The organism is Rathayibacter sp. AY1A5 (genome assembly GCF_002930875.1).
In the GTDB taxonomy this organism is placed as follows: domain Bacteria; phylum Actinomycetota; class Actinomycetes; order Actinomycetales; family Microbacteriaceae; genus Rathayibacter.
Window position 1 is genome coordinate 29,745 of the sequence record NZ_PSTM01000001.1, and the last position, 26,088, is coordinate 55,832.

Genomic DNA, 26,088 nt, shown 5'->3' on the forward strand with positions numbered 1-26,088 from the left:
CTGGATGTGGCGGGCCGTCCTCCGCCCGCGGTGCGTGCGCGAGCTCCTCGATCAGGCGAGGCCGGAGAGGACATATTGGAGCGACGCCCACCGCCCGACCGCTCACGGCCTTCTGAGGGCGTCCCGCGGGCCTTCGTTCAGGCTGACTCGACATGATCGAGGCTGGTACTCGACGGAAGGTTCTCTGTGAGCATGTTCAAGCGCGTTCTCGGCATGGCGTCGAAGGCGCTCGATTCGAAGAGCGGCTCGGGGTCGTCCTCGAGCGGGACGACCGATTGGCGCGACCTGGTGCGCACCGCCGCCGACAAGGTGACGGGCGACTCGCGGAGCGGGCAGGCTCAGCCGCCCCAGCAGTACGGCTCGCCGCAGCGCCCCTCCGCGCGACCCCAGGGCGCCCGCCCCGGGCAGCAGCCTGTGGTCACGCAGGAGGACCGCGCGGCGATCGCGCGCTACGACTACCTCCTCCGCACCGCCGACCCGGAGCAGCTCGAGCAGGTCCACCGCGACGCGTTCGCGAAGCTGACGCCGGCGCAGCGCACCCAGGTCGAGGCCCGGCTCCGCGACGAGCTGCCCGCGAACGAGCAGTCGCGGTCCTCCGCCCCCGACGACCTGGCGCGTGCGGCGACGCGGGGAGAGGCGAACAACCCGGGATTCCTCAAGAAGATGTTCTCGAAGCCGGGGACGCGCGGTACGCTCGCGGGCGCGGGCGTCGGAGCGGCGGCGGGCATCGGGCTCGGCGCGGCGGGCGGACTGCTCGCGGCGGTCGCAGGCGGTGCCGTGATCAGCAGCGTCGCCGGTCCTCTGCTCGCGCAGGCGTCCGGTCTCGGCGTGGACTTCGAGAACCTGGCCGGCGGATTCGGGGACCTGGGTGACTTCGGCGACATCACGGGCGGCGCGGGCGAGTTCGTCTCCGGCGCGGGCGAGCACGTGTCCGGGCTGGGGGAGCAGGTGTCCGAGTTCGGCTCGGACTTCCAGCTGCCGGGTCTCGGCGACCTCGGGAACCTCTTCGACCGCTAGGCGGTCCCGGCCGGAGCGCTCCGGCGGCGGAGGAACGGCGACGCGATCGCGAGCGCCGCTCCGACGACGAGCAGGACGGCGCCCACGATCGCGACGGCGGTCGTCGACCAGTCGGGGAGGTCGACGACCGTCGTGCCGTTGAGGAGCTTCCATTCACAGGCTGCGCCGAGCGGCCACCACGACCAGAAGCCGCGGACGAGCTCTCCCGCTTCGGGCGGGACACCGCCGAGGCTGACGCTGCAGACGTAGTCGAAGCCCTGACGGTCGATGTTCGCGTACTGCAGAGGCACGAGTGCGAGCGCGGCCAGGCCGGCGACGGCGAGGACGAGGCCGGCGATCAGGGCGAGACGGGCGGCCGTGAGGCGCTTCTTCACCGGTGTCGAGGCGGGGGCGGGCGGCGTCTCGGTCATCATCCGATGGTGTCATGAGCGCGGAAGGGCCGGGCGGGGGTGCGCAACTACGGCTGAGACGCGTGCATCGGTCTGATTCAGCGCTTCGCGAGAAAGTCAGCATCCGGTGCGCAAGAGTCGCCGGTGTGCTGGCGCGATCGGATGCCGTCACCAGCGTCCGCCGACCGCCCGCAGCGCGACGGCCAGCATCCCGGCCAGCGCCACCAGGACGGTCGCGATGACGAAGATCCCGGACGAGTAGCCCTCGACCATCAGCGGCAGCACTGCTCCGAGGACGGTCCCGACCTGCGTCACGGCCGTGTATGCGCTGGCGCCCGCGCCGACTCCGCCCCTGCTCGTTCGACCGAGCAGGACCAGGCCGGTGCTCTGAAAGCCGACGCCCACTACGGCGTAGAGCACCTGGGCCAGCAGCAGCACCGGATAGGTGGTCGCGAGGAGCAGGAGCGAGAACGATCCGACCCCGAAGAGGGCGATCACGACGAGGGTGACGGCGCTGCCGCGGGCCGCGCTGAGCCGACCGAGCAGAGGCAGCGCGGCCAACTCCAGTAGAGCCGATATCAGGAACAAAGGAGGCACCTCGGCAGGGCGGAGCCCGGACGAGACAGCGAACAGCGGCAGATAGATCCCCCGAAGGGTGTCGGCCGACTTGAGAAGCGCCACGAGGACAAGCGCAGTGAAGAACGCTCCGCTTCTCGCTCGAGGCGTTCCGACTTCTCCGCCATCGTGCTCGCGCGGGAACGCGCGTCCAGCGAATGGTCTGCAGGTCGCACCGATCATCGTGATGCCGCCGAACACGGAGGCGATCAAGAGAGGATCGAGCCCGAGCGCGGACACGGCCGAGTAGATGACGAGGCCGAGGATGTATCCGCCGACCGTCATCAGCCGAAGACGCGTGACCGCGGCGACCTGTTCGTCGTCACTCAGCTGCGCGGCGACGCGGCCGAAGATCTGCGGGACGATCGTGCTGACGAGGAGCAGGAGAACGCCGCTCAGCATGACGAGCACGAATGTACCTGCGGTCGCGCGGAGTGCAAGGAGGGCGACCGGGACGGCTGCGCAGGTCAGGACCAATGCGCTGCGCGGGTACCCGTGATGGCGAACTGTAGGGACGAGCAGGGTGTTGTAGACGATGGCGGCGGCCGCGTTGACGAGAAAGAACACGGCGATCTCGCCCTTTGAGTGACCGGCCGAGTCGAGGGAGACGGGAACGGCTACGCTCGTGAGGCCTCCGATGGTCGCGTTGCTCAGCAGGGTCAGGGCGACGGATTGTGGGACGCGAGCGCCAGACAGTGGTTCCTCCTTAGTCGCTGACCGGTCTAGTTGGCGCGGGCGGACGAAGGTGGATCCTCGATGTCGCCCGGGTCGTTGCGATCCGAAACTGATGCGCGCCACTGAATATCTCTCACCTAAAAGCCGTCCGACCCTATCCCCGCTGATTGAAATGCCGCGGCGAGACCGCGCCCCAGCAACAGGTCCTTCCCGCACCTCCGGGCCGTGGCCAGAAGATGCTCACCCCACACTGCAGCCAGGGGCGCCATCGCATCGCTCAGGTACACCATGTCGAATTCGCGTTCGGCGAAACCGCATCGGATCCCGATCGCGTTGAGATTGACCGGTCGCCGTGCAGTCGACCAGCCGCTCGGATGTTCGGACGCAATGGGAAAACCCGGCCCGAGCGCGACGACGGACCGTGAATGAGCTACTTCAGACATCAGTCCGACGAAAAGCATCGATGTGTCGTTCGGATGCTGACGAAGGATCTGCAGGTCAGCTCGGCTGTTCGTTGAATCTCGAGCCCACCTCGCGACGCGCTCCCACTCGGGCTGCTCCAATTGCGCCAGGGGCCTGTTGCAGATGAAGAACTCGATTTCCATATCGACACATCGATCGGCCCACTGTTCCAGGTTAGCTCGATTGCTTCTTGCTTGTTCGGCTGTATTTTCGGAGATGCTCGGCAGTTCTACGCCCCACGCGTCCTCTATCCAGTGAAGAGAAAGGCCCATCCGGCATAGCCTGTAGCCGAACTCCACATCTTCGACTCCATAAGTTGAGAAGCGCTCGTCGAAACCGCCCGCGGAGAAGAAATCCGATCGCGCCACTGCAATGTTCCGTCCCCAGTAGAAACGCCAGGGGACCGCCAGCGGAACCCGCCGGACATCGACATCCAACCACTTGTCCGATCTGTAATCAGCGTAGCCGGGCCGCGTAGCCATCTCCATGCGTCTTGTGCGCCAGTCCGGGCCGCTGACAAGAGAACGGAATGCATGGGCATCTTCGCCAGAGAAGTCCCAGCCGTAGGTCGGCCCTGCTGTACTGCGTTTACCGACTTCCACGTTCGCCGCATGGGACTGAATCAGGTTCTCGCCCGCGAGAGTGCCGCAATCGAGGAAGATCAGTGTTCTGCCCCGAGATGCTCGCGCGCCGAGATTCCTTACCGCGCTCAGGCGGAACCCGTCGTCTCGTTGGCGAGTGTATGAGATGTCAATCGCGTGTTCGAAGGCCTTGATGACCGCAACGGTATCGCTCGAAGAGCCGTCGTCTGCGACGATGACCTCATAGGTGAACGACGCCTCTTGTTGCGCTAATGTCGTCAGAGTTCTTCTCAACTCGTCAGGGCGGTCATAGGTCGGAACGACGACTGAAACCTCCGGAGAAACACCGTCTGCTTTCTGCGGGAAGATCAACGGTCCTGACATGCCTTCATCCTTTCTCGCGTACCTGGAGGCATCGCAGAGCCGGCCCTCATTGTACGTCGCGGACTGCACTCCGCGATGTCGCGGTAAAGGAGTGATCGCTTCACGTCAGTTCGCTTGTGACTTCGCAATTCGATGTGCGAGACCGTAGCAGGCTGTGCCCTTCGGCGACCAGAGTGTGGCGCGCGTGGCACCCCTCGGGTCGTGAACACCGTGCGCACGCGCAGACGTGGCGCCAAGGCTCGCCCGCTGTCCAGCTCTCACAGAGCCAGGCGCGGCGAGTGTCATTTCGTGCCAGTCGTCGGCGTGGATGGCTGTGGGATATATGTTCATCATCACATCGAACCGACGAAGACCCACACGAAGAGGTGCGGAGTGATTTATCTCGATTCTGCGGCCACGTCTTTTCCCAAGGAGCATCATGTAGTGGACGCCATGAAATCCTATGCTGAACGTGGAACAAGCCCAGGCAGGTCGGGGCACCGGCTATCCGCTTGGGCTGAGGGCCAAGTCTGGGCAGCTCGTGAGTCGCTAGCAGATCTGGTCAAATGCATCGATCCGGAGCGGGTGACCTTCTCGCTGAATGCAACGATGTCTCTCAATGCGGTTGTGCACCACCTGGGCTCGATCGGGGGCCGCGTCCTGACGTCCGCTTTCGAACACAATTCAGTGGTTCGGCCACTTCATGCAGCGGCGCAGGAGGGTTCGGTCAGGCATGAGATCATTCCGCCCTCGACCAGCGGACCGTTCGATCTCGATCGACTGCAGGAGCAACTGCTTGCCGGCGGAGTCGCCGGGGTCATTGTCACCTGGGCCTCCAACGTCTCCGGTTCAGTGCTTCCGATCCGTGAAATCTCTGAAATCTGCAGAGAGGCCGGTGTTTTCATCGCCGTGGATGGGGCGCAGGCGCTTGGGTACCTTGATGTCGACGCGGGTCTTGCGGACGTGCTGGTGTTCGCTGGGCACAAGGGTTTGGGGGGACCTTTGGGTGTTGGTGGCGCTGTTGTCCGAGAAGGTGTCCGGTTGTCGCCTTTCGTCACCGGCGGATCGGGTGGACGTTCTGAAAGTCGGGATCATCCCTGCTGGCTGCCCTGGTCGCAAGAGGCGGGAACACAGAATGGGATCGGAATCGCCGGGTTAGGCGCGGCTCTGAGGCTGTTGGACGGGGCCGAGATCGCCAGAAGGCGGCGTCGAGCAACCGATTTGCGAGAACGATTCGTTACTGGTCTCAGTGGTGGTGGCGCGGTCACCCTCATCGAATCGCCCAGCGCCGAAGAACCTGTCGGAGTGGTGTCGTTCCGGATGAACCGTGTGACCCCGAGTGTTGCTGCTTCGCTCCTCGAAGAACGCTTCGACATTCTCGTTCGCGCCGGACTGCATTGCTCTCCTCTGGCCCACGAGACTCTCGGCACAGGCGATGGCGGGACTGTCCGGGTGAGTTTCGGGCCGAGAACTACGACAAATGAGGTCGATCTAGCACTTGCCGCAGTCCAGTCCATCTCATCGAGTTCGAGCGAAAGGAAATGATGAAGAATGTCGGTCACCTGGGACCCCGAATGCGTCTTCTGCAGGTCGAATCCGCGTCGAGTGTGGGAGGAAGACGGACTCGCGGTCTGTTCTGATCCAGCTCCCCTTCGGCAGGGTCACCTCCTCATCTACACAACCGAGCACTATCCATCGGCCGCAGACATGGATGCGCAGGCGGCAGAGCGGCTCGACGCATTGGAGGCCGACCTCGGTAAGCGCATCTGTGCAGAGTTCGGGGACTACGTTCTGTTCGAGCACGGGCGTACCGGTCACTGTCTGCGAAGTCGTCCTGGAGAGCGCCTCTGTCATCACATGCACGTCCACATGATCCCCGGCGCCCTAGACCTGCGGGGCTATGCAGGAATAGCGCAAGAGATCGAGATCTCATCATGGCGAGACGTCCTAGCCCTTGGTAGCGATGTCGATGGCTACGTTGTCATCGGCAATGCGCACGAAAAGGTCGTCGCGCCATTGACGCGCTCTCTTCCTCCGCATCACCTGCGTACGGTGATCGCGCGAGCGAACGCAACTCCAGATCTCGCCGACTGGGAACTCGCTCTCGCGGGAGAAGAGGTGGGCCTGGTCGCCGCTGCATCGCATTCGACTGTCGTCGCGCTCGTTGAGAATTTTCGGTTTGCGAGGGCGACATGAAGCGCGCCGTTGTACTGCATGTCTCGTGGGGAAGGGGGAACGGCCACGTCACGCGCCTGGTAGCCATAGGTCGGGCTTTTCACTCCGCGGGTTGGGACTGTGTTCTACTCGGTCGGCAGAATGCGGTGCACGATCGATTGGTCTCGAAGGCGGGAATCTTCACGACAGCCTATTACCGCGAAGGTGTCGCAGACATCGACCCATGGGCAGAATGGGGAGATCCTGGCGTGTTCGATAAAGCAGTCGTTGCTGACGTCGCTGTGCTCCAGCGGTTCAGGCCGGACCGGGTGATCAACGATAACCGATTGTCGATGATCGTAGCTTGCGCTTCGCTCTCCATCCCGATCGTCACGCTATGCCAAGACAATCAGCTCGTCGGCTACCGCTATCAGGGCGAGGGAGTGTCCGAGATCTGGACCGGACCGCTCATGGCGGTCAACGAGGCTCTTGGGCGGCGAGGGCTTCCCCTGGTCGATCGAGATGTTCGAGAACTGTTCGAACGCGGGCTGATCGCAATACCGAGTGCGCCGAGTCTTGACGTAATGGAGAGCCGCGTCGGTATGAGAGAAGTGGTTTTCACTGGCGTTCTCGGACCGGTCAAAGCGGGTCTGCATGGATCCGGGTTGCTGTTCTATCGGACGGTAGGAGGAATCGACTCGGAGTTCCTGCACGCTTTCGAGAACTGGGAAGGAGAAATCTATGTGGCGACCGGAGACCAGGCGTCAGCGGATTCGTATCGACATGTCCCGGACGCCATCCACGTCGCGGCTCTCTGGGATCTCGAAGAAGTGTTTCCGGAGCTGGCTGCCGTCGTGCATCACGGAGGACATGGAATCGCGACGACGTGCGTGGCATCAGGGGTGCCAGCCGTCATTCTTCCAGGTCACAATCCGGAGAGGCGTTCGAACGGGTATCGGGTGGAGTTGTCGGGGTGGGGGAAAGTGCTCGGTCCACTTTCAGCGGAGGGTACTCGATGGGGCCCGGCCGTCGATGTGACCGGAGACCGTCCTCCGTGGAGCGATGTCCGTGGTGCAGTCGACGCTCTCCGGGCCCCCGACGTCGACGCGGGCGGGTCCGTCGCGTCAGCATCAGAGCTCGTCCGGCTGCTGACATGACGAGGGAGAAGCTCGTCCGAGACGGTGTACCGGCACTGCTCCGGGGTCTCGGTGTCGACGCGCGCTTCAGATCCGTCGATGCCGGCGAGCGGCGGGCCTGGCTCCTGGCGAAGCTGAAGGAGGAATGCGACGAGGTCCTGGCTGCCCCGTCCGTCGAAGAGCTGGCGGACGTCGCGGAAGTCCTGCATGCGCTCGCGTCGGAGCTCGGAGTGGCCTGGAGCGAGGTCGAAGCGGTGCGCGAGAGGAAAGGAGCGGACCGCGGAGTGTTCGACGCCGGAGTCGTGATGCGACTCTCCGAGTAGCACTCTGCTCGCGCGGCGGCGTCGTACCCTCGACTGCATGGGGTTCGTCTTCTCGCTGGTGATCATCGTCCTGACCGTGCTCGCGCTGGTCGACGTCGTGCGGCAGCCGGACAACGTCATCAAGAACCTGCCCAAGATCGTGTGGATCCTGCTGATCTTCTTCCTCCCGCTCATCGGCGTCTCGCTGTGGTTCCTGCTCGGGCACGACTGGAAGCGCGGCGACGGCGGATCCTTCGTGCCGGGCGGCCGAGTGCCCCGCCGCCGGAAGCAGGCGCCGCCGACGATGGTGGTGCGGCCCGCTCCGAAGAGCACCGAGGAGCAGCTCGCCGACCTCGAGCGCGAGGAGGCGCACTACGCGCGGCTCGCCGAGGAGCAGCGTCGCCGCCGCGAGGGGGAGCGGCCGCTCGACGCGTGAGCGGCCGCTTCGGAGGCCGCTACTTCGAGAAGTTCGACGCCGCCCACTGGATCGAGGCGATCTTCGCCTGACCCGCGACGCTCGGGTGGAAGTAGTCGGTGGTCCCGATCAGGCCCTTGGTGACGGGGGTCGCGGTGAGCGCTCCGCCGTCCCAGTCGCAGAGCTGACCGGCGGCGCTGCACGCCGTCTGCAGCGCGGTGTTGTACTGCGTCGTCCGCGTCTTCGCGGCAGCGGCGGAGGCGGCCGCGGCGGTGCTGCTGAGCCTGCGGCCGGTGGAGCTGACGCCGCGCGTGGTCCGGCAGAGGTCGCCGCCCGCCCAGACGAGCGCGCCGACTCCGGTCTTCACGACCGACCACTCGGAGGCCACGTTCGGCATCGACGAGAGGACGATGCGGGCGGAGGGCCACGTGGTGCGGATCTTCGTGATCGCGGCGGAGGCTCCGGTGCGGAACGTGCTCGCCGGCGTCATCGTGTAGCCGTCGGAGGCGACGCGGTTGTCGGGAGAGCAGAGGTCGTTGCCGCCGATGAGCAGGGTGACGACGTCCGGCCGCACGCCGGCGGCGACCGCGGCGTCGATCCGCGAGGGGACCTGCGCGACGACGTCGCCGGTGGTGGCGAAGTTCGCGGTCGTGACCGTGGTGCCGGGGCGCGCGGTCCGCAGGCGCGAGGCGAAGGAGTTCACCGAGGAGCTGGTGCCGGTGGACCAGTTGTTGCGGGGGCAGTCCGCGAAGGAGCCGCAGGTCCCGTAGGCCTGGGTGATGGAGTCGCCGAGGCTCAGCACCGAGAGGGTGGCGGGAGTGGCGGCGGCGGCGGCCTGCGCCGGGAGCAGCGCGGCGGCGAGGGCGAGCGCGGCTCCGACGGCGAGGGCGCGGACGCGGCGGCTCGGGGTCGGCGGGCGGGAGAGGGAGAGGCTCATGGGGGACCGTTCTCGAGGGGGAGGACGGTGGGGGAGCCGTCGGTGCTGACGCTAGGGGAGCGGCGCCCCGGATGACCCCGAACGGGTGACCCCAGAACGGGCCGGATGTGCGCGACGGCAGCGGATCCGGTCGTCCGGCGGGCGGAACCGTCTGGAAGGCGAGCGTCCTCTCAGCCTCCCGCCACCGGCACGATCCGCAGCCGGCTCATCGCCCAGACCAGCGCCCCCGACGCGAGGAACGCGACCGCGATCCCGACGACGAACACCGACACCTGCCCGTACCCGGTCGCGGGATCCAGGAACGGATAGGGCACCCAGCCGTCCGTCGCTCCGCGGATCAGCACCACGACGAGCCAGACGATCGGGTAGACCACGACCAGCCAGAGCCTGCGCCACGGCAGCGGAGGGCGATCCGCGAGCAGCAGCCAGTCGAGCAGTCCGTAGACGGGGAACAGCACGTGCATGACGGTGTTGGCCCACGGCAGCGCCACTCCGCCCGCCACATCGGTGAGGAGGGTGTTGTACACGAGGCCGACGACGATGATGTACCCGGTGAAGGCACCCCGCACCAGTAGGAGCCCGCTGGGCGCGGGGCTGGGGCGGAGCGCGAGCACGGCGGTGGCTCCGAGCACGACGGCCAGCACGATGTTGCTCTGGATGGTGAAGAAGCCGAAGAAGTTGAACGGGTTCAGCGGCGTCCGAGAGGCGGTGTCGACGGCCGTCGCGATCACGGCCACCAGAACGGCGGCGGCCACGAGGAGGCGGAGGAGCGCGACCGGCACGCGGGCCGACTCCGCCCGGGAGGAGGGAGCGGGCGGCGTCATCGCTCGAGCGTAGCGCCGGAGCGCCTACCCTGTCCCCGTGCTCACGATCGGTGTCGACCTCGCTGCGGAGCCGGTGCGCACCGCTCTCGCCGCCCTCGAGTTCTCCGGCGGCCGGGCCGTCGTCCGCTCGCTCGTACTCGGCGCCGAGGACGCGACGATCGTCGAGGCGTCACGGGACGCGGCGGTCATCGGGATCGACTGCGCGTTCGGCTGGCCGGTGGAGTTCGCGGCGTTCGTCTCCGCGCACACGCGACGGGAGGTCTCGCCGCGGACGCTCGCGGGACGCGACTGGCGCCGCCGCCTCGCGTACCGCGAGACGGACCGGGTGGCGCGCGAGGTCACCGGCCGCTGGCCGCTCAGCGTCTCGACCGACCGGCTCGGGATGACCGCGATGCGCTGCGCGGAGCTGCTCGACGCCTTCGCCGCGAGCGGCGAGGACGTCGACCGCTCCGGGCGCGGACGGCTCGTCGAGGCGTACCCGGCGGCGGCGCTGCGGCTCTGGGGAGTGGACACCACGGGGTACAAGACGCGACCGGAGGCCGTGGCGCTCGCCGCGGAGTCGCTGCGACGGGCCGCGCCCTGGCTCGATGTGCCGGCGCCCGCGCTCGCGCTGATGAGCCGCTCCGACGACGCATTCGACGCCGTCGTCGCCGCTCTCAACGCCCGCGCCCACGCCCTAGGCGCGACCCTGCCGGTGCCTCCCGAACTGCAGGAGGCGGCGGAAACCGAGGGGTGGATCGCGGTCCCGACCGGATCGCTCGCGGAGCTCGCGGGCTGATCCGGCCGTCTCGACCGGTGTTCGCTCAGGCCGGGATCTTCGCCCCCAGCAGGCCGGCGGCGACCTCGGCGGCCCGCTCGGCCTCCTCGACGGTCGAGAAGGGTCCGGTGGGGAAGAGGGAGGGCGCGGTGGTCAGTCGGGCGTCGATCTCGAGTCGGAACCGGGGCAGCTCCGCCCCGGGGACGACGACGATCCTGACTCCGTTCCGGCTCCATCGCGCGGGTTGGATAGAAGAAATCTGTGTCATGGTGCTCTCCGCTTTCGCGATCATCCGCACGGGTGGCTGACGCCTCGACCGTGCACGCTTCACGCTACGTCCGGTGCCCGTCTCTCCGAACGGGCTTGACCTCTCAGGCTCGTCGGGCGTAGCGGGTCACTGCAGTCGGTCGAGGGTGTCGCTGATCCGCCGCAGGCACTCGATGAGGACCGACACCTGCGCGGCGTCCAGGTCGGCGAGCACCTCGCCCTCGGCAGCGACGAGATTCCGCATCGCCTCGTCGACCCGCTTCGTGCCCCGCGGGGTGAGCGAGACGATCTTGCTGCGCGAGTCGGCGGCGTTCTGCTCGCGGACCACGAGCCCGCGAGCCCCGAGGCGGTCGACGCGGCTGGCCAGGTTGCCGCTGGACAGCGCGAGGTGCGTGGCCAGGGCCGAGGGCGTCATCCCGCCCTCTCCGCGCTGCCGCAGCAGCGAGAGGAGCTCGAACTCCCACGGGGCGAGATCGCTGACGGCGAAGGACTGCCGCCGAACCTCCTGCACGCGCGGGCTGAGGCGGCGGAGGCGGGAGACGACGTCCAGAGGCGCGAAATCGAGGTCGGGCAGGGCCCCGGCCCACGCGTCGATCACCAGATCGACATCGTCGTCTTCGCGCATGCCCCGATTATCCCCGGACGGCGCGGGCGCCGACGACGGGTGGTCCGGGGAGGCCGGCGGGCCTAGCCTGTGCGGACGACGGGCGGACCGGTCAGGCGCGGGCGGCCCGGACGTAGGCGACGATCGCGTTGGCGTGGCCGTGGCCCAGGCCGTGCTCGGTCTTCAGCCAGGTGACGACCTGCATGTGCGGCTCGGAGCGCAGACGCTCGTCGGCGAGGTCCAGCCAGTCCTGGACGGGACGGTCGTAGGTCTTCTCGATGCTCGGGAAGTACGAGGCCGGTCCCTTCGGCTTCGCACCGTCGGCGGGCGGTTCGGGAGCGAGCACGCGGTCGGTCATGCGGTCACGATAGCGAGCCGCGGTCAGGTCGTGTAGGCCGAGGGGTCGAACCGGCCGAGCTCCTCGCGGAAGGCGAAGGCGAAGTCGGGCCAGAGCAGGGTGAGTCGCCGGTTGTCGTCCAGGTACCAGCTCTCGCAGCCGCCGTTGGTCCAGACGGTGTCGGCGCTGAGGGCGTCGAGGCGGGCGACGGAGGCGGCCTCGGCCTCGGCGGTGACCTCGAGCCGGTCGGCGCCGGAGACCGCGAGGTGGTCGAGCGCGGCGAGCACGTAGGCGATCTGCGTCTCGATCATGTGCACCGCGGAGTTGTGGCCGAGGCTCGCGTTGGGGCCGTTGACGACGAAGAGGCTCGGGAAGCCGTGGACCGCGGTCGACTCGTACGCGACCATGCCGTCGGCCCAGCGGTCGGCGAGGAGGACGCCGCCGCGGCCGCGGATGCGCCGGGCGAAGGGCGGCCGCGTGGAGTGGAAGCCGGTCGCGAAGACGAGCACGTCGACCCTGTGCGGGACGCCGTCGTCGCCGAGCGCGGCGCCCTCCTCGATGCGCCGGAGCGGACCGGGGACGACGCGGACGTGCGGCTGCGCGAGAGCGGGGTAGTAGTCGTCCGAGAGGAGCACGCGCTTGCAGCCGATCTCGTAGTCCGGAGTCAGCACGGCGCGGAGCGCGGGATCGATGATCTGCGCCTCGAGGTGGCCGAGCGCCTCCGCCCGCAGCCGATCGATGGCCTCGGGCACGGCGACGCGGCCGGCGAAGCCGAGCTCGGCGCACCAGAACAGCTCCTCGCGGAGCCTCGCCAGGGCCCCGGGCGCGCGGGAGAGGGCTCGGCGCTCCTCCGGCGGGTACGGGCGGTTCCGGCGGGGGACGACGTACGGGGCCGAGCGCTGGAAGAGCACCACCTCGGCGGCGCGCTCGGCGAGGTGCGGCACGATCTGCACGGCGGAGGCGCCCGAGCCGACGATGCCGATGCGCTTCCCGTCGAGATCGACGTCGTCCCGCCAGCGTGCGGAGTGGAAGGCGGGACCCGCGAACGAATCCAGGCCCGGGACGGCCGGGAGGCGGGGCTCGGAGAGGCGCCCCGCGCAGACGAGGAGGACCGCGGCGGAGTAGTCGCCCCGGGAGGTGCGCACCCGCCAGCGGTGCGCCTCCTCGTCGAAGACCGCCTCGAGCACCTCGGTCCCCAGCCGGAGCCGGGGCGCCAGGCCCTCCTTCTCGACGACGCGCTCGAGGTAGGCCTGGATCTCGGCCCCGGGGGCGTAGAACGCCGACCAGTCGGCCTCGGGGGCGAAGGAGTAGGAGTAGAGGTGCGAGGGGATGTCGCAGGAGACCCCGGGGTAGACGTTGTCCCGCCAGGTCCCGCCGATCCGCTCGGCGCGCTCCAGCACGACGAACGAGGTCCCGCCGCGGCGCTCCAGGCGGACCGCGGCTCCGAGCCCGGCGAACCCGGCGCCGATCACGACGACGTCGACGTCCATCAGACCGTCGTCCTCGCCAGGACGCTGCCCGCCGGGTCGCGGTGCGGATCGGCGAGGAAGTGCTCGAGGACGGCGAGGAGCTCGGCGGGCCGCTCGGCGAGCACCGCGTGACCGGAGTCGAGGACGGCGTAGCGGGCGTCGTCGATCGCGCCGAGCAGGGCCTCGGCGCCCTCGACGCCGGCGACGGCGTCGGCGGAGCAGCCGACCACGAGGGCGGGAACCCGGCAGTCCGAGGCGGCCGCAGCGACGTCGGCCCGGGCGGAGGCGGCGAGCATCCGCGCGGCGTCGGCGCCCCACGGGGAGGAGGCGGTGGCCGAGCGGACGGCGAGGAGCCGAGCGGCCTCCTCCTGCGCGTCGGGCGGCAGCATCGGCCAGAGGCGCGCCGTGCGGAGGAGGCGCTCCGTCGGGCGCAGCCATCCGGCCACGAGGGCGAGGGCGCGCACCCGCCGATCGCCCGCGGCGAGGGCCACGGCGGCTCCGAGCGAGTGGCCGATCAGGGCGGCCTCCTCGGCGCCGAGCGCGTCCAGGGAGGCGCGGACCGCGGCGGGTCCGTCGAGCCAGGGGTCGCCGAGATCGGCGAGCTCGAGCGCGGCGACGCGGTGGCGCCGCGCCAGCATCGGCAGCAGCAGCCCGGTGTCGCTCCGCGCGCCCCGGCCGACGCCGGTCAGCAGCAGGACCGCGCGCGGGCTCTCGGCGCCCGCGGTCAGCAGCCGCACGACGGCGCTGTCCGACTCGATCCGCTCCTCCCGGACCAGATCGGCCTGACGCCGCAGGTACTCGGAGCGGGTCATGACGCCCGGCGGGTCCCGCGGACCGGGAGGCGCATCCGCTGCGGACCCGCCGCTGCGACGGGCTCCGCCCGCAGCGCCCTCTCCGGCGCGACCACGCCGTACGTCGTGGTGCGCTGGCGCCAGCCGCGGCCGATCTCGCCGCTCAGCCGGGCGACGGTCGCGATGTCGAGCGAGCGGTAGGCCTCCGCTCCGGCCTCGGGCCGCAGGGCGCCGTCGAGCAGCAGACCGCCGAGGTCGTCCGCCCCGCCGCGGAGGAGGACCTGCGCCGCGTGCAGTCCGAGCTTGGTCCAGGCGGTCTGCACGTGGGCGATCCGGCCGTGGAGGACGAGCCGTGCGACGGCGTGCACGGCGCGGGTCTCGCGGAGGGTCGGCCCGCCCCGGCTCGCGCGCACCACGGCCGGAGGCGCCTCCGCCGTGACGAAGGGCATCGCGATGAACTCGGTGAAGCCGCCGGTCTCGTCCTGGATCGCCGCGAGCGTGCGCAGGTGCGCGAGCTGCTGCTCGGGGGTCTCGACGTGTCCGTAGACCATGGTCGAGGTGGAGCGGAGGCCGCTGCGGTGCGCGGCCGTGATCGCCTCGCGCCACTCGGCCACGGTCGGGTCCGTCCCCTCGCTCAGGACGGCGCGGACGTCGTCGTCGAGGATGCGGGCTGCGGTCCCCGGGACGGAGTCCACGCCGGCCTCGCGCAGAGCGTCGAGCATCGCGGGCAGGGTTCGGCCCGTGCGCCGGGCGACCTCGAGGATCTCGCCGGGCCGGTAGGCGTGCAGGTGCAGCGAGGGCTGCCGCTCCTTCAGCGTGCGGACGATCAGCAGCAGATCGTCGCCCGGGTGCTCCGGTCCGATCGCGCCCTGGAGGCAGAGCTCGGTGGCGCCGAGCGCGACCGCCTCGTCGGCGAGCTCCTCCAGCCGCTCGACGGTCAGCCCGCCGTCTCCCCAGAGGGAGGTGTCGATGTTGCGGTTGACGACGACCGAGACCTCGTCGCCGGCGGCGTCGTGCCGCAGGTCGTCCGCCAGAGCGGAGAGGGCGTCGAGGTCGTCGCCGTCGGCTGCGAGCAGGGCGAGGTAGTCGGCGTCCTCGAGACCGGCGGGGTCCGTCTCCGCCCGGGCGAGCACGGCGCCGAGGGCGGGCGCGACCGGTCGGGGCAGGGCGTCGAGCGAGTCGCGGTAGGGCTGGGGGAGGACCGCTGCCGCCTCGTCGGCGAGCCAGGTCCCGCGGTCGGCGAGCGCCTCGACGTAGGGAGCGACCCGCGGATCGATCCAGGTGGCCGAGTCGCGGAGGTACTGCGGGTGGGCGGTCAGCCGCTCGTGCAGCCGGTAGCCGGCCGCCGCGGTGAGCCGCGCGAGGTCGTCGATGTTCGGCCAGGGGCGCTCCGGATTCACGTGATCCGCCGTGAGCGGGCTGACACCGCCCCAGTCGTCGACCCCGGCGCGCAGCAGCAGCCCGAGCTCCTGCTCGTCGGTGAGGTTCGGTGGCGCCTGGATCGTCGCCTCGGCGCCCAGCACGAGGCGCGCGACCGCGACGTTGGCCACGTACTCCTGCAGCTCGAGGTCGACCTCGTTCTGCATGGCCGTCCGCGGCTTCGCGCGGAAGTTCTGGACGATGCACTCCTGCACATGGCCCCACCGCTCGTGGGACTCGCGGATCGCGAAGAGGGCGTCCGCCCGCTCCGCCGCGTTCTCGCCGATGCCCAGCAGCACGCCGGTGGTGAAGGGGATGCGGCTGCGTCCCGCGTCCTCGAGCACGCGCAGGCGCAGCGCCGGGTCCTTGTCCGGGGAGCCGTAGTGCACGCCGCCCTTCTCGGACCAGAGGCGCTCGGCGGTCGTCTCGAGCATCATGCCCATCGAGGGCGCGACCGGGCGGAGCCGCTGCAGCTCGGCCCACGACATCACGCCGGGGTTCAGGTGCGTGACCATGCCCGTCTCGCTCATGACCAGGACGGCCATCGCGCGCACGTACTCGAGCGTCGAGGCGTAGCCGTGCTCGGCGAGCCAGGCGCGGGCGACCGGCCACCGGTCCTCCGGGCGGTCGCCGAGCGTGAACAGGGCCTCCTTGCAGCCCAGCGCGGCACCGGCGCGGGCGACCTCGAGGATCTCCTCCGGCTCCATGAAGGTCGACTCGCGCTTGGCCGCGAGCCCGCCCGGTGTCTCCACGAAGACGCAGTAGTGGCACCGGTCGCGGCAGAGCTTGGTCAGCGGGACGAAGACCTTCCGCGAGTAGGTGACGACTCCGGGCCGTCCGCGGCGGGCGAGTCCGTCGTCGCGCAGGCGGCCGGCGGCCTCCAGCAGCAGGTCGAGGTCGTCGCCGCGCGCGCCGAGGAGCTCCTCGGCGGTCTCGCGCGTCAGCGCCTCGCCGCGGTCGAGCCGGGCGAGCAGGGTGGCCGTGGTCATGCGGGAGCGGCCCTTCCGAAGGGGGTCGTGGCGGAGGCGGAGGTCAGAGCGCGCGCAGCCGCGGGGCTAGGTCGCGCTCGAAGGCGTCGAAGAAGCGCTGCTGGTCGTCGCCCGGGGCGTGGAAGACCAGGTGGGTGAAACCCGCGTCGACGTAGGGCTTGATCTGCGCGACCGTCTCCTCGGGGTCGGAGCCGACGATCCAGCGCTTCGCGACCTGCTCGATCGGCAGCTCGTCGGCGGCGCGCTCCATGTCGACCGGATCGGTCAGCGAGTGCTTCTGCTCCGGCGACAGCGAGAGCGGCGCCCAGAAGCGCGTGTTCTCGAGCGCGAGCGCCGGATCGGGATCGTAGGAGAGCTTGATCTCGATCATGCGGTCGATGGTCGAGGAGTCGCGATCGGCCGCCGCGGCGCCCTCCTCGACGGCGGGGAGCAGCTTCTCGGTGTAGAGCTCCATGCCCTTGCCCGACGTGCAGATGAAGCCGTCGCCCGCCCGGCCGGCGTACTTGGCGACGACGGGGCCGCCCGCCGCGATGTAGACCGGCACGCCGCCCTCGGGCTTGTCGTAGATCGACGCCTCGTGCGTGGAGTAGTACTCGCCGTCGAAGGTGACGCGGTCGCCCGCCCAGAGCGCGCGCATCAGCCGCATGGCCTCGCGCAGGCGGGCGAAGCGCTCCTTGAAGTCGGGCCAGGTCTGCTCGCCCGCGCCCTGATAGCCGGTGGCGACCTCGTTCAGCGCCTCGCCGGTGCCGACGCCGAGCATGATCCGCTCGGGGTAGAGCACGCCGAGCGTGCCGAACGCCTGGGCGATGACGGCGGGGTTGTAGCGGTAGTGCGGGGTCATCACGGAGGTGCCGAGGGTGATGGTGGAGGTGCGCTCACCGGCCGCGGCGAGCCAGGCGAGGGAGAACGGCGCGTGCCCGCCCGTGTGCCGCCACGGCTGGAAGTGGTCCGAGACGACCGCGGTCTCGAAGCCGTGCCGCTCGGCGCCGACCGCGAGCTCGACGAGCTCCCGGGCGCCGAACTGCTCCGCCGATGCCTTGTACCCGAGCGTGATCGTCATCTGCAGCCTTCGTGAGAGGTGGGACGGCCCCCGGAGCGGGAGCGGCCCCTCCATTCTGCGCCCGCCGCGGCGTCCGGCGGGACGGGTGGACGCACCCGGGGGAGGCGTACCCCGATCCCGTGCTGGGGAGGAGCGTCAGGCCGGCGGAGCGGCGATGTTCACCATCCAGCCGACGCCGTAGCGGTCGACCAGCATCCCGAAGCGGTCGCCCCAGGGCGAGGCGACCAGCGGCTCGACGACCGTGCCGCCCTCGGCCAGGCCGTCCCAGTAGCCGCTCAGCTCGGCGTCGTCGTCGCCGAAGAGCGCGATCGTGATGCGGGCGCCGCTCTCGGCCGGGCTCGAGGAGGGGGAGTCGGAGCCCATCAGGATCATCCCGCTCGGCGTGACGAGCTGGGCGTGCATGATCCGGTCCTGGTCGGCCGGATCCGCGCTCATCCCGAAGTCGCCGAAGCGGCTGGAGCTGAGCTCGCCGCCGAGGACGTCCCGGTAGAACTCCATCGCCTCCTGCGCGGAGCCGTCGAAGCCGATGTAGGGGCTCAGTGAAGTGGGCACGGCACGCCTTTCCGTCGAGGTGCGCCCAGTATCTCCGCGTCCCGACGCGAGCACCAGGGGCGTCCTGCAGAAGGCCCGCCCCCGGCCCTCAGAGCTCGTCGCGGGTGGGCGGGTTCGCGCCGGAGCGGGAGGTCGTGATGCCGGCGACGTGCGCGGCGTGACGGCCGATCGCGTGAAGGGCGGGGCCGTCGAGGAGCATCCCGTTCGCGGCGCCGAGGCCCTGGCGGAACGCCTCGTCGAGGATCGCGCCCATCGCGGAGTCGCCGGCGCCGATCGTGTCCGCCACCACGATCCGGGCGGCGGGCACGGTCACCCGCGTGACGGCCGAGGCCAGCAGAAGTCCCTCCGCGCCGCGTGTGACGACCGCGAGCTGCGACCCGAGGGAGAGCAGCCGGCTGAGGACCTCGTCGAGCTGCATCGTCGGGTAGAGCCACTCCGCGTCCTCGTCGCTGAGCTTCACGACCTCGCACGCGGCGGCGATCCGCTCGAAGCGCGCGAGCGCCTCGGCGTGCGCGCCGACCAGAGCCGGGCGGATGTTCGCGTCGACGCTCGCCGTCACTCCGGCGGGCAGAGCCTCGAGGAGCTCGAGCACGGCGGATCCGCCCGGCTCGAGGAAGATCGCGATGGAGCCGGTGTGGACGTGGGAGGCGCCCTCCGGGTCCGCCGCCGGCGGGTTCCAGGAGAGGTCGAAGACGTAGCGGGCCGACCCGTCCGCGGCGAGGACCGCCCGAGCGGTGCTGGTGCGCTCCGAGTCGCCGTGCCGGACCTCCACTCCGGAGGCCTCGAGGTGGGCGCTGATGCGGCGGCCGCGCTCGTCGTCGGCGATGTCGGTGACGAGGGTCGCGGGTCGCCCGAGTCGGGCGAGCGTGAGGGCGACGTTGGCCGGGGAGCCGCCGACGTGCTCCGTGGCGCTGCCGTCGCGCTCGACGATGTCGATCAGCGCCTCGCCGATGACCAGGGTGCGGGAAGCCGGGCTGACGCGCTCGTCGGTGGAGGACATGCCGACATCATGCCGGGTGACGGGGTCGCCCCGCGACGCGCGGGGCCGACCGGCGCGAGCGGCTCGCGTCCCGCCCGCGGTCTCAGACCCGGTCGCGCAGGTCCGCCAGCACCGCGTCCACGGTCGTGATCTCGATCAGCGGCGCGTACAGGGACATGGCGTCGAGCGCGCGCTGGTGGTCGGCCTCGGAGGCGCCGGCGCAGGCGTCCGCGGCGACCCTGACGCGTACTCCGGCGTCCGCGGCCGCCAGCGCCGTCGAGAGCACGCAGCAGTCGGTCGAGACGCCGGTGAGCACGACCTCGCGGGAGTCGTCGAGCTCGGCCTCGAGCTCGGGCCCCCACTTGCCGAAGGTCGTGGCGGTGATCGTGCGGTGGCCCTCGAACCCGGCCACGAGCTCGTAGAGCCGGTCGCTCTCGGGGACGAGCGCGAACGGCCACTCGCGGTAGTAGGGGATCCACGCGCCGGCGGGCCGCTCCGGGGCGACGAAGCGGGTGGTCACGACCCGCTCGCCGAACGCCGGGAGGAGCCGACGGGTCCCCTCGGCCGCGCGCTCGAATCCGCCGGATCCCCACGGCGACTCGGCGTCGGCGAAGACGTGCTGCAGGTCGATCGCGACGAGCAGGCTCACGCCGAGGCCTCCTGGCGGCGGACGGCCCCGCGCGAGAGGGCGAGCGTTCCCGCGAAGCCGATCACGAGCGCCACGAGGACGCCGAGGTTGGCGCCGGCCCAGTCGCCGTCGCGGCCGCCGAGCGGGCCGAGGAGGTAGCCCTCCCACTCGAACCCGGGGGAGTAGTTGACCACCAGGCCCCAGCCGACGACCGCGCCGATCAGCACGAGGGCCACGGGGACCGCCGAGACGCTGCCGTAGCGGCCGCGGGAGTCGTACAGAGCCTCCTGGTCGTAGTCGCGCCGACGGAGGAGGAGGTCCGCGAGGAAGACGCCGAGCCAGGCCGCGATCGGCACGCCGAGGGTGATCAGGAAGCCCTGGAACGGGCCGAGGAAGTCGCCCGCGACGAACACGACGTAGACCGCTCCGAGGACCATCAGCACGCCGTCGATCCCGGCGGCCACCGGCCGCGAGACCTTGAGCCCCGTGCTGAGCAGCGCCAGGCCCGAGGAGTAGATGTCCATCACGGCCCCGCCTATCAGGCCGAGCAGCGCGACGACGATGAAGGGGAGCAGGAACCAGGTCGGCAGGATCCCGGCGAGCGCTCCGATCGGGTCCGCGGCGATCGCGTCCGAGAGCTCCTGCGAGGAGCCAGCCAGCAGCAGGCCGACGACCACCAGCACGACGGGCGCGACCGCTCCGCCGATCGTCGTCCACGCGATCACTCCGCTCGTGCGGGCACCGCGGGGGAGGTAGCGGGAGTAGTCGGCCGCGGCGTTCACCCAGCCCAGCCCGAAGCCGGTCATCATGAACACGAGCCCGCCGATGACCGCGGCGGCCGAGCCCGCGGGCAGGGCGCCGACGGCGGCGAGGTCGATCCGGTCGAGGACGAGCACGACGTAGACCACGGTCAGCACGGCGGTCGCGACGGTGATCGCGAGCTGGAGCCGCATGATCAGGCGGAAGCCCGCGATCCCGGCGATCACGATGAGCGCGGCGACCACGATCAGCGCGACCACCTTGGTGAGCACGCCCCCGTCCCAGCCGAACTCCTCGAACACCGTCGCCGTCGCGAGCACCGCGAGGGAGGCCAGCACCGTCTCCCAGCCCACCGTGAGCAGCCAGGAGATCACCGAGACGAGGCGGTTGCCGTCGACCCCGAAGGCCGCCCGGCTGAGCACCATCGTCGGGGCGGAGCCGCGCTTGCCGGCGACGGCGACCAGACCGCAGAAGAGGAACGAGACGACGATCCCGATCACGCTGACGAGCGTCGCCTGCCCGAAGGAGAGGCCGAAGCCGAGGAGGAAGGAGCCGTAGCTCAGCCCGAGCACGGACACGTTCGCGGCGAACCACGGCCAGAAGAGGTCGCGAGTGCGGCCGTGCCGCTCCGACTCCTGGATCGTGTCGAGGCCGTTGAGCTCGATGCCGCTTGCGGGGCGGGTGCTCGGACGATCGGGGGAGGTCATCGCGTCCTCGTTCTCACGGGTGCCGGCCCTGCGCCGGAGCTGTGACGAACCTACAGCGCCCCGCGCTCGAACAGCAGCCGGAGCGATTCGAGGTCGTCCGCGACCCGCGCGCAGTCCTCGTCCCAGTCGTCGAGGCTCATCCCGGGGCGCCGCCGCACGGTGAAGGCCACTTCGGCGCCGTCCCCGTTCACGAGCACCCGGAGCGGATTGTCCACCACCGTCCCGTCGGGGAGCGTGACCTCGTGGTCCGCGACGCCGAACGGGTTCTGCGGGGCGAAGCGCACCTCGACCCGGCCCATCGGCGAGTCGGCGAACCAGCGTCCGTCGACCTGCTCGAGCGCGGAGGAGGCGAGGCCCGCGGCCCACCGCGGGAGGTTCGCCGGGTCGGAGACGAAGGCGTACACCTCCGCGGCCGGAGCCTCGATCACGACGCCCACGGGGCGCGATTCGTACAGGGTCATCCGCTCGTCCTTCCTCTGCAGCCGGTCAGTGCTCGTCGCCGAAGCTGGCGACCAGCAGCGCGGCCAGCGCCGTCCGCTCCAGCATGCCCTCGATGCCGATCGCCTCGCTGCGCGCGTGCGCCCCCTCGCCCGGGGCGCCGAGCCCGTCGAGGACCGGCAGGCCCAGCGCGGCGACGAGGTTGCCGTCGCTCGCCCCGCCGACCGCGATCTCGCGGAGGGGGACGTCGATCCGCTTCGCGACCCGCTCGGCCCTGCGGTAGAGCGCGGCGACGGAGGCGGTCCGCTCGAAGACGGGCCGCTCCCAGGAGCCGCGCACCTCCAGCCGGATGCGCGGGTCGGCGGCGGCGAGCGCGTCGAGCTCGGCCTCGACGCGGGCGGCCTCGGCGGATCCGCGGATCCGCGCCTCCAGCTCCAGGCGCACGCGGGCCGTCGTCACGTTGACCCGCGAGCCGCCGGAGACCACTCCGATGTTGACCGAGGTGCCCTCCTCCTCCCGCGCGATCGCCAGCACCCGCGGGATCAGCGAGCCGAGCTCGTGGATCGCGCTCGCCCCCTTCTCCGGTTCGACCCCGGCGTGCGCCTCGACGCCGACCACGTCGATCACGAAGCGCCCGATGCCCTTGCGCGCCGTCTTGACCGCGTCGCCGATCGCGCCCTCGAACACCAGGACCGCGTCGGCGCCCGCGCACTGCCGCTCCAGGAACGGGCGGGAGGCGGCGCTGCCGATCTCCTCGTCCCCGCTCATCACCAGGCGGACGGCCGGATGCGGGACGCCGGCGTGGCGGAGCGCGGCCACCAGCCACACCATCTGCACCAGCCCGGCCTTCATGTCGTAGCTGCCCGGGCCGCTCAGGCGGTCGCCGTCGACGGCGAAGGGCCAGGAGCGGGTCGTGCCCAGGGGCCACACCGTGTCGTAGTGGCCGAGCAGCGCCACGAACGGACGCGTGCCCCGGTGCGGTCTCGCGCCGCCGCTCGCCGGGACGGTCCAGCTGGTCGCGGTCGGCGCGTCCTGCGCACGCCGGTGCTGCACGTCGGCGTCGTGCCCGAGCCGCTCTCCCACCCAGTGCACCAGGAAGGCGTGCAGCTCGCCGAGCGCCTCGAGGGAGTCGCTGGGGCTCTCGATCATCACGAGGTGCCGGACGTCGTCGAGCATCCGCGAGCGGTTGTCGCGGAGGAAGGAGCGCACGCGGGCGGCGTCGTCGGCATCGGGGAAGGTCATCGACTCCGGAGTACCAGAGTGCGGCCGCTCGCGCGAACCGGCTGAACCGTTCGGGCCCCCGTTACGTTGGTGCAGGAAGAGGTGGAGATGTCCGAGGATCAGGCCCAGATGCTGCGTGCGCTGCACGACGAGCACGCCAGCGCGCTCTGGCGGTTCGTGCTGCGCCTGACCGGCGACCGCCAGATGGCGGAGGACGTCGTGCAGGAGGCGCTGCTGCGCGCCTGGAAGCACCCCGAGATCCTCGCCCAGGGCGAGGCCGCCGTCCGCTCCTGGCTCTACACCGTGGCCCGGAACCTCGTCATCGACGACCGCCGCAGCGCCCGCTACGCCCGGGAGCTGGGCACGGACGAGGTCCCCGAGCGCCCGACCGCCGACCGCACCGACCAGGTGCTCGACGCCTGGCTGCTCTCGGACGCGCTCAGCGGACTGAGCCACGACCACCGCGCCGTCATCGTGCACGCCTACTACGGCGGCCGCACGGTCACCGAGATCGCCGCGCTGCTGGGGATCGCCCCGGGCACCGTCAAGTCGCGGATGCACTACGGGATGCGGGCCCTCAAGCTCGCACTGCAGGAGCGGGGGGTGACGGAGCTGTGAACCGCGACCCCTCCTCCGACGACCGGCACGACGACCCCTTCCGCGACTGGGACGCCGCGTACCTCCTCGGATCCCTGACCGCCGCCGACCGCCGCGAGTACGAGCTGCACCTGCGCGCCTGCCCCGGCTGCCGCGAGTCCCTCGCCGAGTTCGTCCCGCTGCCGGGCCTGCTGGCCCACCTGCCCCAGGACGAGGCGATGCGCCTGGTCGAGGAGCCGGAGGCGGCCGGCGATCCGGCTCCGGCGGCACTGCTGACCCGCCTCGCCGCGGCCACCGACTCCGTCCGCCGCCGGACGCGGCTGCGCATCGCGGGCCTGGTGCTCGCCGCCGCGGGCGTCTCGGCCGCCGCCGCCGTCGCCCTGCCGCTCGCGATCGGCCCGTCCCTCGCCCCCGTCGAGACCGTCGGCTCGACCGTCTCGCTCGCCGCGGCTCCGGGCGTCCCCGTCGAGGCCTCCGTGCGGTTCGTGCCGCAGCAGTGGGGCACGCGGATCGACATGGACTGCAGCTGGGCCGACACGGCCGAGCAGTACGCGGGCTCGGCCGGCTACGTCCTCTACGTCACGGACACCTCGGGCGGCACCGAGGCCGTCGGATCGTGGACGAGCGCGCCGGGGACGACGATGGAGCCCAGCCTCGCCACCGGGCTCCCGCTGTCCGAGATCGCCTCGGTCGAGGTGCGGCTGCAGGGATCGGACACCGTCGTGCTCACCGGCCGCCCCTGAGCGGGTCGCCGGATTCCCAGGTGCGCGCGCGGCGGACTGAGTAGCTTCTCAGTCATGACGATCGCGACCCTCGCCCTCGCCCCCGCCTCCGTGGCGACCGCCTCCTCCTCCGACAGCATCGACGAGCTCTCCGGACTCGTCGGCGTCGCCGCGCGGGTGATCGCCGCGCTCGGAGAGGCGGGCGTCGGCCTGCTGACGCTGATCGAGACGGTGTTCCCGCCGATCCCGAGCGAGCTCGTGCTGCCGCTGGCCGGCTTCCTCGCCCAGCAGGGCCGGATGAACCTGGTGCTGGTCGTGATCACGGCGACCCTCGGCGCCTACCTCGGCGGCCTGATCCTCTACGCGCTCGGCCACCGCATCGGCACGGAGCGCTCGATCCGCCTGCTCTCCAAGCTCCCGCTGGTCGACCGCGAGGACTTCGAGAAGGCGGTCGGCTGGTTCCGCCGGCACGGCACCTGGGCGGTCCTCTTCGGTCGCCTCATCCCGGGCGTGCGCAGCCTCATCTCGCTCCCCGCGGGGGCCGAGCGGATGAACCTGCTGCTGTTCTCGGGACTGACGATCCTCGGCTCCGGCGTCTGGAACGGCCTGCTGATCGGCCTCGGCGCGGCCCTCGGCACGCAGTACGAGCTCGTCGACCAGTACGCGGGCGTGCTCGACGCGATCATCTACAGCGCGTTCGGCGTGCTGCTGCTCGCGCTCGTGGTGCGCCGCGTGCGGCGGCACCGTGCCGCGGCGCGCACCGGATCGCGCCACTGACCTGCGTCCTCGGGCGGGCGGGCGCAAGGCCCCGCGCCACCCCGCCCCGGTGCCCTAACGTTCGAGGGGTCCGCACTCCCCGACGCGAAGGAACGCCATGTCCGAGACCGCCGCGCCCACGATGTCCCGCACCTCCGTCGAGCGCTGGTGGATCATCGCCGTCTCGCTGATCGCGATCGTGCTCGGCGTCATCGCCGTCCTGATCCCCGGTCCGACGCTGCTGACCGTCGCCATCGTCTTCGGCATCCACCTGATCGCCGCGGGCGTCTTCCGCCTGCTGCTGGCCTTCACCGCCTCGCGGCTCGATGCCCGGGTGCGCTGGCTCGCGGGCCTGCTCGGCGCCCTGATCCTGGTCGCGGGCATCCTGTGCCTGTCGAACCCGTTCGAGTCGCTGAGTGTCCTGGGCCTCGTGATCGGCGCGGGCTGGATCCTCGACGGCGTCTCGAGCATCACCAGCGGCCGCACCGTCGCCGGCCCCGCGTGGCTGCCGATCGCGGCAGGGATCGCCTCGGTCATCGCGGGCGTCCTGACGATCATCATGCCCGTGCTGGCGCTGGCCTCCTTCGTGACGGTCGCGGCCATCCTGCTGATCGTCGTGGGCGTCTCGGGCCTGCTCCTGCTCCCGGGCCGCACGAAGCGCCCCGAAAGCGCCGAGGCGTAGAACGCGCGGATGGCCGATCCCGATCTCGTCCCCGAGCTGCTCGTCGCCGACCTCGACCGGAGCCTCGGGTTCTGGTGCGGTCCCTGCGGGTTCCGGATCCACTACGCCCGGCCCGAGGAGGGCTTCGCGTACCTGGTCCTCGGCTCCGCGCACGTGATGCTCGAAGAGGCGGGGCGGGGCCGCAACTGGATCGCTGCACCGCTGGAGCGCCCGCTCGGCCGGGGGATGAACCTGCAGCTGCACGTCGACGACGCCGACCGGACGGCGGCGGCGCTCGCCGAGGCCGGGACGCCGCTGTTCTCGCCGCTCGAGACCCGCTGGTACCGGGTCGGAGCGGAGGAGGCGGGCGTCCGTCAGCTGGTGGTGGCCGATCCGGACGGGTACCTTCTGCGGTTCCAGTCGTCGCTCGGACGCCGACCGGCTCGAGCGGACGTCCCCGTCGCTCCCTGACCGGCCGACCGCGCCACCATCCGCTCGGCTCAGG

At 70.9% G+C, this 26,088-nt stretch carries 30 protein-coding genes; 12 read left to right on the forward strand and 18 right to left on the reverse strand.

Features of this window, described 5'->3' with window-relative positions:
• Window positions 1-192: 192 nt before the first annotated feature.
• A complete protein-coding gene (locus C5B98_RS00175) occupies window positions 193-1,017 on the forward strand; it encodes a hypothetical protein (protein WP_258063393.1) in 825 nt (274 codons plus the stop codon).
• On the opposite strand, the gene C5B98_RS16745 is transcribed toward C5B98_RS00175, so the two are convergent.
• The 3 genes from C5B98_RS16745 to C5B98_RS00190 all read right to left on the reverse strand — a co-directional run bounded on the left by C5B98_RS16745 (window position 1,014) and on the right by C5B98_RS00190 (window position 4,123).
• Window positions 1,014-1,427: a hypothetical protein gene (locus tag C5B98_RS16745; RefSeq protein ID WP_104339898.1), complete on the reverse strand. Its 414-nt coding sequence runs from the start codon at window positions 1,425-1,427 to the stop codon at window positions 1,014-1,016. The genes C5B98_RS00175 and C5B98_RS16745 overlap by 4 nt on opposite strands.
• 147 nt (window positions 1,428-1,574) lie before the next feature.
• Window positions 1,575-2,588, reverse strand: a complete 1,014-nt coding sequence (locus tag C5B98_RS00185) for a hypothetical protein (protein ID WP_104226470.1) — start codon at window positions 2,586-2,588, stop codon at window positions 1,575-1,577.
• Between the two features lie 245 nt (window positions 2,589-2,833).
• Window positions 2,834-4,123 (reverse strand): glycosyltransferase, encoded by a 1,290-nt coding sequence (locus C5B98_RS00190; protein WP_104327085.1) that lies wholly within the window; start codon window positions 4,121-4,123, stop codon window positions 2,834-2,836.
• 372 nt (window positions 4,124-4,495) lie between these two features.
• Here C5B98_RS00190 and C5B98_RS00195 point away from each other — a divergent pair, with 372 nt between their 5' ends.
• The 5 genes from C5B98_RS00195 to C5B98_RS00215 all read left to right on the forward strand — a co-directional run bounded on the left by C5B98_RS00195 (window position 4,496) and on the right by C5B98_RS00215 (window position 8,130).
• The gene (locus C5B98_RS00195) at window positions 4,496-5,647 is read left to right on the forward strand and encodes an aminotransferase class V-fold PLP-dependent enzyme (protein WP_181065413.1); all 1,152 of its coding nucleotides are present in this window, start codon (window positions 4,496-4,498) and stop codon (window positions 5,645-5,647) included.
• Between the two features lie 162 nt (window positions 5,648-5,809).
• Window positions 5,810-6,298 (forward strand): hypothetical protein, encoded by a 489-nt coding sequence (locus C5B98_RS16535; protein WP_146082278.1) that lies wholly within the window; start codon window positions 5,810-5,812, stop codon window positions 6,296-6,298.
• Complete coding sequence (locus tag C5B98_RS16540; RefSeq protein WP_146076844.1) at window positions 6,295-7,413, forward strand: glycosyltransferase; 1,119 nt, start codon at window positions 6,295-6,297, stop codon at window positions 7,411-7,413. The genes C5B98_RS16535 and C5B98_RS16540 overlap by 4 nt, the downstream gene beginning before the upstream one ends.
• Window positions 7,410-7,715: a nucleoside triphosphate pyrophosphohydrolase gene (locus tag C5B98_RS00210; protein WP_104224621.1), complete on the forward strand. Its 306-nt coding sequence runs from the start codon at window positions 7,410-7,412 to the stop codon at window positions 7,713-7,715. The genes C5B98_RS16540 and C5B98_RS00210 overlap by 4 nt, the downstream gene beginning before the upstream one ends.
• 37 nt (window positions 7,716-7,752) lie before the next feature.
• Window positions 7,753-8,130, forward strand: a complete 378-nt coding sequence (locus C5B98_RS00215; RefSeq protein ID WP_104249441.1) for a PLD nuclease N-terminal domain-containing protein — start codon at window positions 7,753-7,755, stop codon at window positions 8,128-8,130.
• Window positions 8,131-8,149: 19 nt separating this feature from the next.
• Here the strand turns inward: C5B98_RS00215 and C5B98_RS00220 are convergent, their stop codons facing one another.
• Entirely contained in the window at window positions 8,150-9,046 is an 897-nt protein-coding gene (locus C5B98_RS00220) for a GDSL-type esterase/lipase family protein (protein WP_104327087.1), read from the reverse strand.
• A 170-nt stretch (window positions 9,047-9,216) separates the two neighbouring features.
• Window positions 9,217-9,870 (reverse strand): Pr6Pr family membrane protein, encoded by a 654-nt coding sequence (locus C5B98_RS00225; protein WP_104261112.1) that lies wholly within the window; start codon window positions 9,868-9,870, stop codon window positions 9,217-9,219.
• A gap of 37 nt (window positions 9,871-9,907) precedes the next feature.
• On the opposite strand from C5B98_RS00225, the gene C5B98_RS00230 reads away from it, so the two are divergent.
• Window positions 9,908-10,648 (forward strand): DUF429 domain-containing protein, encoded by a 741-nt coding sequence (locus tag C5B98_RS00230; RefSeq protein ID WP_104327088.1) that lies wholly within the window; start codon window positions 9,908-9,910, stop codon window positions 10,646-10,648.
• Window positions 10,649-10,673: 25 nt separating this feature from the next.
• On the opposite strand, the gene C5B98_RS00235 is transcribed toward C5B98_RS00230, so the two are convergent.
• The 13 genes from C5B98_RS00235 to C5B98_RS00295 all read right to left on the reverse strand — a co-directional run bounded on the left by C5B98_RS00235 (window position 10,674) and on the right by C5B98_RS00295 (window position 22,868).
• Entirely contained in the window at window positions 10,674-10,895 is a 222-nt protein-coding gene (locus C5B98_RS00235) for a hypothetical protein (RefSeq protein WP_146076845.1), read from the reverse strand.
• Window positions 10,896-11,021: 126 nt separating this feature from the next.
• Window positions 11,022-11,519, reverse strand: coding sequence for a MarR family winged helix-turn-helix transcriptional regulator (locus C5B98_RS00240; RefSeq protein WP_104225059.1), 498 nt, complete (start codon window positions 11,517-11,519; stop codon window positions 11,022-11,024).
• 91 nt (window positions 11,520-11,610) lie between these two features.
• The gene (locus tag C5B98_RS00245; protein WP_104232872.1) at window positions 11,611-11,856 is read right to left on the reverse strand and encodes a DUF4287 domain-containing protein; all 246 of its coding nucleotides are present in this window, start codon (window positions 11,854-11,856) and stop codon (window positions 11,611-11,613) included.
• Window positions 11,857-11,879: 23 nt separating this feature from the next.
• Complete coding sequence (locus C5B98_RS00250; protein ID WP_104327090.1) at window positions 11,880-13,325, reverse strand: NAD(P)/FAD-dependent oxidoreductase; 1,446 nt, start codon at window positions 13,323-13,325, stop codon at window positions 11,880-11,882.
• Window positions 13,325-14,116, reverse strand: coding sequence for an alpha/beta fold hydrolase (locus C5B98_RS00255; RefSeq protein WP_104327091.1), 792 nt, complete (start codon window positions 14,114-14,116; stop codon window positions 13,325-13,327). The genes C5B98_RS00250 and C5B98_RS00255 overlap by 1 nt, the downstream gene beginning before the upstream one ends.
• On the reverse strand, window positions 14,113-16,503 hold the full coding sequence (gene cofG, locus C5B98_RS00260; protein ID WP_104327092.1) for a 7,8-didemethyl-8-hydroxy-5-deazariboflavin synthase CofG: 2,391 nt from the start codon (window positions 16,501-16,503) through the stop codon (window positions 14,113-14,115). Before cofG ends, C5B98_RS00255 begins: the two co-directional genes overlap by 4 nt.
• 43 nt (window positions 16,504-16,546) lie before the next feature.
• On the reverse strand, window positions 16,547-17,563 hold the full coding sequence (fgd, locus tag C5B98_RS00265) for a glucose-6-phosphate dehydrogenase (coenzyme-F420) (protein WP_181065414.1): 1,017 nt from the start codon (window positions 17,561-17,563) through the stop codon (window positions 16,547-16,549).
• Between the two features lie 135 nt (window positions 17,564-17,698).
• Window positions 17,699-18,115: a VOC family protein gene (locus C5B98_RS00270; protein ID WP_104246718.1), complete on the reverse strand. Its 417-nt coding sequence runs from the start codon at window positions 18,113-18,115 to the stop codon at window positions 17,699-17,701.
• An 88-nt stretch (window positions 18,116-18,203) separates the two neighbouring features.
• Window positions 18,204-19,115: a carbohydrate kinase gene (locus C5B98_RS00275; protein ID WP_104232867.1), complete on the reverse strand. Its 912-nt coding sequence runs from the start codon at window positions 19,113-19,115 to the stop codon at window positions 18,204-18,206.
• 82 nt (window positions 19,116-19,197) lie between these two features.
• Complete coding sequence (locus C5B98_RS00280; protein WP_104327093.1) at window positions 19,198-19,743, reverse strand: cysteine hydrolase family protein; 546 nt, start codon at window positions 19,741-19,743, stop codon at window positions 19,198-19,200.
• Window positions 19,740-21,188, reverse strand: a complete 1,449-nt coding sequence (locus tag C5B98_RS00285; protein ID WP_104327094.1) for a cytosine permease — start codon at window positions 21,186-21,188, stop codon at window positions 19,740-19,742. The genes C5B98_RS00280 and C5B98_RS00285 overlap by 4 nt, the downstream gene beginning before the upstream one ends.
• 50 nt (window positions 21,189-21,238) lie before the next feature.
• Entirely contained in the window at window positions 21,239-21,649 is a 411-nt protein-coding gene (locus C5B98_RS00290; RefSeq protein WP_104249452.1) for an SRPBCC family protein, read from the reverse strand.
• Between the two features lie 25 nt (window positions 21,650-21,674).
• Window positions 21,675-22,868, reverse strand: a complete 1,194-nt coding sequence (locus tag C5B98_RS00295) for a M20/M25/M40 family metallo-hydrolase (protein ID WP_104225069.1) — start codon at window positions 22,866-22,868, stop codon at window positions 21,675-21,677.
• Between the two features lie 87 nt (window positions 22,869-22,955).
• Between C5B98_RS00295 and C5B98_RS00300 the strand changes: the two genes are divergently transcribed.
• The 5 genes from C5B98_RS00300 (at window position 22,956) to C5B98_RS00320 (ending at window position 26,054) form a co-directional block, all read left to right on the forward strand.
• Window positions 22,956-23,465, forward strand: a complete 510-nt coding sequence (locus C5B98_RS00300; protein WP_104327095.1) for a sigma-70 family RNA polymerase sigma factor — start codon at window positions 22,956-22,958, stop codon at window positions 23,463-23,465.
• Window positions 23,462-24,187 (forward strand): anti-sigma factor, encoded by a 726-nt coding sequence (locus C5B98_RS00305; RefSeq protein WP_104232863.1) that lies wholly within the window; start codon window positions 23,462-23,464, stop codon window positions 24,185-24,187. Before C5B98_RS00300 ends, C5B98_RS00305 begins: the two co-directional genes overlap by 4 nt.
• Window positions 24,188-24,241: 54 nt before the next feature.
• Window positions 24,242-24,943 (forward strand): DedA family protein, encoded by a 702-nt coding sequence (locus C5B98_RS00310; protein ID WP_104225072.1) that lies wholly within the window; start codon window positions 24,242-24,244, stop codon window positions 24,941-24,943.
• A 97-nt stretch (window positions 24,944-25,040) separates the two neighbouring features.
• Entirely contained in the window at window positions 25,041-25,604 is a 564-nt protein-coding gene (locus C5B98_RS00315) for an HdeD family acid-resistance protein (RefSeq protein ID WP_104225073.1), read from the forward strand.
• A gap of 9 nt (window positions 25,605-25,613) precedes the next feature.
• A complete protein-coding gene (locus tag C5B98_RS00320) occupies window positions 25,614-26,054 on the forward strand; it encodes a VOC family protein (protein WP_104225074.1) in 441 nt (146 codons plus the stop codon).
• Window positions 26,055-26,088: the final 34 nt, after the last annotated feature.

What these genes read in the sequence shown, in the direction of transcription:
- C5B98_RS00175 (WP_258063393.1), top strand. Translation starts at nt 193, where the DNA reads ATGTTCAAGCGCGTTCTCGGCATGGCGTCGAAGGCGCTCGATTCGAAG.
- C5B98_RS16745 (WP_104339898.1), bottom strand. Translation starts at nt 1,427, where the DNA reads ATGACCGAGACGCCGCCCGCCCCCGCCTCGACACCGGTGAAGAAGCGC.
- C5B98_RS00190 (WP_104327085.1), bottom strand. Translation starts at nt 4,123, where the DNA reads ATGTCAGGACCGTTGATCTTCCCGCAGAAAGCAGACGGTGTTTCTCCG.
- C5B98_RS16535 (WP_146082278.1), top strand. Translation starts at nt 5,810, where the DNA reads ATGGATGCGCAGGCGGCAGAGCGGCTCGACGCATTGGAGGCCGACCTC.
- C5B98_RS16540 (WP_146076844.1), top strand. Translation starts at nt 6,295, where the DNA reads ATGAAGCGCGCCGTTGTACTGCATGTCTCGTGGGGAAGGGGGAACGGC.
- C5B98_RS00210 (WP_104224621.1), top strand. Translation starts at nt 7,410, where the DNA reads ATGACGAGGGAGAAGCTCGTCCGAGACGGTGTACCGGCACTGCTCCGG.
- C5B98_RS00215 (WP_104249441.1), top strand. Translation starts at nt 7,753, where the DNA reads ATGGGGTTCGTCTTCTCGCTGGTGATCATCGTCCTGACCGTGCTCGCG.
- C5B98_RS00220 (WP_104327087.1), bottom strand. Translation starts at nt 9,046, where the DNA reads ATGAGCCTCTCCCTCTCCCGCCCGCCGACCCCGAGCCGCCGCGTCCGC.
- C5B98_RS00225 (WP_104261112.1), bottom strand. Translation starts at nt 9,870, where the DNA reads ATGACGCCGCCCGCTCCCTCCTCCCGGGCGGAGTCGGCCCGCGTGCCG.
- C5B98_RS00235 (WP_146076845.1), bottom strand. Translation starts at nt 10,895, where the DNA reads ATGACACAGATTTCTTCTATCCAACCCGCGCGATGGAGCCGGAACGGA.
- C5B98_RS00240 (WP_104225059.1), bottom strand. Translation starts at nt 11,519, where the DNA reads ATGCGCGAAGACGACGATGTCGATCTGGTGATCGACGCGTGGGCCGGG.
- C5B98_RS00245 (WP_104232872.1), bottom strand. Translation starts at nt 11,856, where the DNA reads ATGACCGACCGCGTGCTCGCTCCCGAACCGCCCGCCGACGGTGCGAAG.
- C5B98_RS00250 (WP_104327090.1), bottom strand. Translation starts at nt 13,325, where the DNA reads ATGGACGTCGACGTCGTCGTGATCGGCGCCGGGTTCGCCGGGCTCGGA.
- C5B98_RS00255 (WP_104327091.1), bottom strand. Translation starts at nt 14,116, where the DNA reads ATGACCCGCTCCGAGTACCTGCGGCGTCAGGCCGATCTGGTCCGGGAG.
- cofG (WP_104327092.1), bottom strand. Translation starts at nt 16,503, where the DNA reads ATGACCACGGCCACCCTGCTCGCCCGGCTCGACCGCGGCGAGGCGCTG.
- fgd (WP_181065414.1), bottom strand. Translation starts at nt 17,563, where the DNA reads ATGACGATCACGCTCGGGTACAAGGCATCGGCGGAGCAGTTCGGCGCC.
- C5B98_RS00275 (WP_104232867.1), bottom strand. Translation starts at nt 19,115, where the DNA reads ATGTCCTCCACCGACGAGCGCGTCAGCCCGGCTTCCCGCACCCTGGTC.
- C5B98_RS00285 (WP_104327094.1), bottom strand. Translation starts at nt 21,188, where the DNA reads ATGACCTCCCCCGATCGTCCGAGCACCCGCCCCGCAAGCGGCATCGAG.
- C5B98_RS00290 (WP_104249452.1), bottom strand. Translation starts at nt 21,649, where the DNA reads ATGACCCTGTACGAATCGCGCCCCGTGGGCGTCGTGATCGAGGCTCCG.
- C5B98_RS00295 (WP_104225069.1), bottom strand. Translation starts at nt 22,868, where the DNA reads ATGACCTTCCCCGATGCCGACGACGCCGCCCGCGTGCGCTCCTTCCTC.
- C5B98_RS00300 (WP_104327095.1), top strand. Translation starts at nt 22,956, where the DNA reads ATGTCCGAGGATCAGGCCCAGATGCTGCGTGCGCTGCACGACGAGCAC.
- C5B98_RS00310 (WP_104225072.1), top strand. Translation starts at nt 24,242, where the DNA reads ATGACGATCGCGACCCTCGCCCTCGCCCCCGCCTCCGTGGCGACCGCC.
- C5B98_RS00315 (WP_104225073.1), top strand. Translation starts at nt 25,041, where the DNA reads ATGTCCGAGACCGCCGCGCCCACGATGTCCCGCACCTCCGTCGAGCGC.
- C5B98_RS00320 (WP_104225074.1), top strand. Translation starts at nt 25,614, where the DNA reads ATGGCCGATCCCGATCTCGTCCCCGAGCTGCTCGTCGCCGACCTCGAC.